Here is a 3,925-nt window from a genome sequence, read left to right as displayed (position 1 = left end):
ATGCCGGAGCGCTCGACGCTGCAGATGCGGCGGCCGTGGTGCGCGGTGCGGTCGGCCAGTCCGGCAACAACGAGGACTATGTGCTGAGCACGCTGGAGCATCTCGAGGCGCTGGGCATTCGCGATCATTGGCTGGAAGAGGTGGCGCTGCAGGTCGCGCCTTTGTGAAGCTGGCTCTGCGGAAAAAGGCCGTCAGGCCTTTGACCTCGTTCAGGCAAGACCTAGGTTAGGCTCCAACCCTCAGACCGCGGGCGCCATTTGCCCGCCCAATCATCCCGGAGATCCGCCTTGCAGAAACGTCGTCTCGGTCGCACCGACTTGTCCATCGCGCCGCTGGTTCTGGGCGGCAACGTCTTCGGCTGGACTGCCGACGAGAAAACCTCGTTCGACCTGCTCGACCGCTTCGTCGGCGCCGGCCTCAACGCCATCGATACGGCGGACGCCTATTCGCGCTGGGTTCCAGGCCACAAGGGCGGCGAATCGGAAACCATCATCGGTAAATGGATGAAAGACCGTGGCAATCGCGACAAGGTCGTGGTGATCACCAAGGTCGGTTCGGATATGGGACAGGGGCACAAGGACCTGTCCGCCGCCTACATCGAAAAGGCCGTCGACGCATCGTTGAAGCGGCTGCAGACCGAATTCATCGATCTCTATCTGTCGCATTGGCCGGATCCTGCGACGCCCTATGAGGAAACGCTTGGCGCCTACGAGAAGCTGCTCGCCAAGGGCAAGATTCGCTATGCCGGGTGCTCTAACCTCGACGCCGGCCAGTTGCGTGCGGCACTCGATGTGGCGAGCCTGCGCAGTCTGCCGCGCTACGAGGTGCTGCAGCCGGAATACAATCTCTACGATCGCTCATCCTTTGACGGGCCGTTGCGCGATCTGTGCGTGGCCGAGGACATCGGCGTCATCACCTATTTCAGCCTGGCCAAAGGTTTCCTCAGCGGCAAATACCGCAGCGAGGCCGATCTCGGCCAAAGCCCGCGTGGCGGCGGCGTGAAGGACTATCTCAATGGGCGCGGCATGCGCATCCTTGCGGCACTCGACGCGGTGTCATCAAGGCATTCGGCCAAGCAGGCGGAAGTCGCGCTTGCCTGGGTGATCGCTCGGCCGGGCGTCACCGCGCCGATAGCCAGCGCCACCAAGCCCGAGCAGATGGACAGCCTGATCAAGGCGGCGTCGCTGAAGCTGAGCGCCGCCGACATGGCCGAACTCGACAGGGCGAGCGACTGAAGTTTCGGCGGCCGCTCCTCGCACGAACGTCCAAGACGACCCTCTTGTCTTGCCATAGCCTCCTTCGCACGGGGCAAGACAGAGGGTGAGATGACTGAGCCGCTTCTTTTGCAGCCGGATCTTTGGCGCCAGTTGTGCGCGCTCGTGCTTGCCTCCGCCGTCGTCATGGGCAGCCCGGGGCCGGCAACGATAAGCGTCACCGCCGTTGGTGCCGCCTTCGGTTTGCGCCATTCCCTGGGCTATGCCTGGGGAATCATCCTGGGCACGATCGCCGTGCTTTTGGTTGTCGCGACCGGGGTCATGGCAGTGCTCACCTCGATGCCGAAGCTGGCGCCGTTGCTGGCTTTGGCCTCCGCGGCCTACATCCTCTATCTCGCCTTCAAGATCGCTACGGCGCCGCCGCTGGCCGCCCGCGCCGCCGAGACTTCGCGTCCCACATGGCTGGCTGGATTTCTTCTCGCGGTCGCCAATCCAAAGGCCTATGTGGCGATCGCCGCCGTGTTCGCCGGTGCTTCGTCCAAACAGGGCGCCACTGAGCCTGGTCTATGGCTGAAGCTGGCGGTTCTCGCCCTGATGATCGTTGCCATCCACGCTCTGTGGCTTGTCGCGGGGGCTGGGTTCGCGCGCTTCCTGCGCCGGCCGGCGGCCTCGCGGATCATCAATCTGATCTTTGCCGTGACGCTGGTGTTGACCACCGCGCTGGCGGTGTTCGGCTGAGAACTGCCGGCCGGAGACTTCCGGTTCAGACTTTGGTTCTTGCGGCGTTGTCCAGCTCTTGCAGCCTTTTCACCGCTGTCGGCGGCAAGGCAGGCGGGTTCGGGCCGCGCGCCGCATCCATCAGGAACTGGTCGCAGGCAGCTTCGGTCTCGCCGATCAGCCGGGCCATGAATTCGTCCTTGCTCAGTCCCGGTGGAATCGGCGGCAGGAAACGCGCCTTGATGGTGCCGGGATAGCGCAGGAATTTGCGGCGCGGCCAATAGAGGCCGGCGACATGGGCAACCGGCACCACCGGAACACCAAGCTGCGTGTAGATTTCGACGATGCCGTATTTGTAGGCCGGTTCGTCGCCCGGCGCGCGTCTTGTCCCTTCGGGGTAGATGATGAGCTGGCGAGGGTTGCGCGCCATCTCTTCCTTGGTCGCGGCGACCACGGCCTTCAGTGCCTTCGAACGGCTGCCGCGATGAACCGGGATCATGCGCATCTTCATGATGTACCAGCCGAAGAACGGGATCCAGGTCAGCTCGCGCTTGAGGATGTAGAGCGGGTCCTGAAGGAAGGGGAAGAAGGCGATCGCGTCCCAGAACGACTGATGCTTTGGTGCCAGGATGAAGGAGCCTTCGGGCAGGTTTTCCCGGCCGGTGATCTCGTTCTTCGTTCCGGCGATCTTCTCGTAAAGCCACATCGAGGTGCGCGACCAGAATTTCGGCACGAACCAGGCGCGGTGCCGGGGCGACAGGAAATAGTAGGGGGTCCAGAGGATCATCTGGACGATCAGGTTGACGTAGAAGACGAAATTGAACGTCAGCGATCTGATGTAGAGCATTGGGGGAGCCCGGTGAGGAGGTGAGCGTTGGTTACACCAAGCGCGGGAAAAAAGGAAATGGCCGCAGGGCGCTTTGGGTGGCGACGAAGAACGGCCACCGATGGGTTGGCCTGGTTCCGCTACATCAGCCGCGCCAGCCGCGCCTTCAGGCGCGGAGCGGCAAAATCGAGGAAGGCGCGCAGCTTGACCGGCAGCAGGCCGTGGCCCGCATGCACCAGGCTTACCGGCCATGGCGCCGGCTCGAATTCCTGCAGCAGGACGCGCAGCGCGCCGGACCGCAGCGCGGCTTCGATCTGGTAGGAAAGCACACGCGTCAGCCCGACGCCGGCAATCGCGGCATCGATGGCCGCTTCGGCGGTGTTGACCTGAAGCCGCGAGCGGACCCGAACCGGGATTTCGGCCTTGCCCTTGATGAAGCTCCAACTGGCGGCGGAGGCGAGCCCCTCGAAGGTGATGCAATCGTGTGTTTCCAGATCCTCCGGGGTCGTTGGCGTGCCGTGTTCGGCCAGATAGGCCGGGCTGGCGCAGACGACGCGGCGGATCGCGCCGACGCCGATGGCGACCAGGCTCGAATCGGGCAATCGGCCGATGCGGATGGCGAGATCGAAATGGTCCTCGACCAGCTGGGTTATGCGATCGGCCAATGTCAGGCGGATGTCCACGTCGGGATAGGCGGCGAGAAAGCCGGTGACGACCGGCAGCACGTGCAGGCGGCCAAAGACGACCGGCGCGGTGATGGCCAGTTCGCCGGTCGGAACACTGTATTCGCCGGCGGCCGTGCGTTCGGCCTCGCCGACGTCGTCCAGGATGCGGCGGCAGGCGGCAAGATAGGCCTGGCCGGCATCGGTCGGTGTCAGCCGTCGCGTCGAACGATTCAGGAGGCGTGTGTTCAGATGGCGCTCGAGATCGGAAATCTTGCGGCTGACCGTCGCCAGCGGAATGCCGAAACGGCGGCTGGCCGCGGAAAGGCTGCCGGCGTCCACCGCGGCGACAAAGAGCGACATGGCCTCGAGACGATCCATAGCTTCTTCCGAAAAATGGAAGGACAAGTTACGAATATGCCACCTGCCTTTGAATAATGGAAGGCTTATATTCCAGTCTGTCGCCCCTCCCTGCAGCATGGCCTCGCACAGTTGTTGTCATGTCC

At 63.7% G+C, this 3,925-nt stretch carries 5 protein-coding genes; 3 read left to right on the top strand and 2 right to left on the bottom strand.

The window, feature by feature from the left end; translation table 11 throughout:
• The 3 genes from EN969_RS20415 to EN969_RS20405 all read left to right on the top strand — a co-directional run.
• Positions 1-167, top strand: a 167-nt coding sequence (locus EN969_RS20415; protein ID WP_206525194.1) for a gamma-glutamylcyclotransferase, incomplete at its 5' end; no start/stop codon positions are given.
• A 120-nt stretch (positions 168-287) separates the two neighbouring features.
• On the top strand, positions 288-1,235 hold the full coding sequence (locus tag EN969_RS20410) for an aldo/keto reductase (RefSeq protein WP_063169096.1): 948 nt from the start codon (positions 288-290) through the stop codon (positions 1,233-1,235).
• Positions 1,236-1,325: 90 nt separating this feature from the next.
• Complete coding sequence (locus EN969_RS20405) at positions 1,326-1,952, top strand: LysE family translocator (protein ID WP_063169095.1); 627 nt, start codon at positions 1,326-1,328, stop codon at positions 1,950-1,952.
• 25 nt (positions 1,953-1,977) lie between these two features.
• Here EN969_RS20405 and EN969_RS20400 read toward each other — a convergent pair whose 3' ends face one another.
• A complete protein-coding gene (locus tag EN969_RS20400) occupies positions 1,978-2,778 on the bottom strand; it encodes a 1-acyl-sn-glycerol-3-phosphate acyltransferase (protein ID WP_013529394.1) in 801 nt (266 codons plus the stop codon).
• Positions 2,779-2,897: 119 nt separating this feature from the next.
• Positions 2,898-3,800 (bottom strand): LysR family transcriptional regulator, encoded by a 903-nt coding sequence (locus tag EN969_RS20395; RefSeq protein ID WP_063169094.1) that lies wholly within the window; start codon positions 3,798-3,800, stop codon positions 2,898-2,900.
• Between the last annotated feature and the right edge of the window lie 125 nt (positions 3,801-3,925).

The organism is Mesorhizobium sp. M7A.F.Ca.CA.003.01.2.1 (genome assembly GCF_003998945.1).
Classification (GTDB): domain Bacteria; phylum Pseudomonadota; class Alphaproteobacteria; order Rhizobiales; family Rhizobiaceae; genus Mesorhizobium; species Mesorhizobium ciceri.
This window is presented reverse-complemented; position numbering and strand designations above follow the sequence as displayed.